Below are 400 nucleotides of genomic sequence, written 5' to 3' on the forward strand. Positions count from 1 at the left end.
AGGCGCGGCCAGCTCGGGGGCATAGGCCACGGCTTCGGAAAGCTCGGGCTGACGGCGCGGGCCACCGTCGTCGGCGGCCAAGCTGCCCAGACCATCGGCGGATGCCGTGGCCGGTACGGCAGGCGTTGGCGGAATCGCCAGTCCGCTCCAGTCGTCCGGGCGCAGCGGCGGCGCGTCGGCATACTGCGCACCCGCGAGCGCAGGCGGCGGCAGCACGCGGCGCTTGAAATTGGCGTCCGCGTAGTAGCGCAGCTTCTTCGCCTTGATCGGCGCGACGCTGGACACCATCACCACGGCTTCGTCAGGCGGAAGCTGCATCACCTCGCCCGGCGTCAGCAGTGGACGCGCCGTCTCCTGGCGCGACACCATCAGGTGGCCGAGCCACGGCGCGAGCCGATGG

General features: G+C 72.0%; 1 protein-coding gene. It reads right to left on the reverse strand.

Annotation, left to right across the window (positions count from 1 at the left end; all coding sequences use genetic code 11):
• Positions 1-400 (reverse strand): type IV secretory system conjugative DNA transfer family protein (locus tag FMN52_RS05705; protein ID WP_162525025.1); only part of this gene is annotated, 400 nt, incomplete at both ends.

The sequence above is a fragment of the Marinobacter sp. BW6 genome (assembly GCF_008107725.1).
Taxonomy (GTDB): domain Bacteria; phylum Pseudomonadota; class Gammaproteobacteria; order Pseudomonadales; family Oleiphilaceae; genus Marinobacter.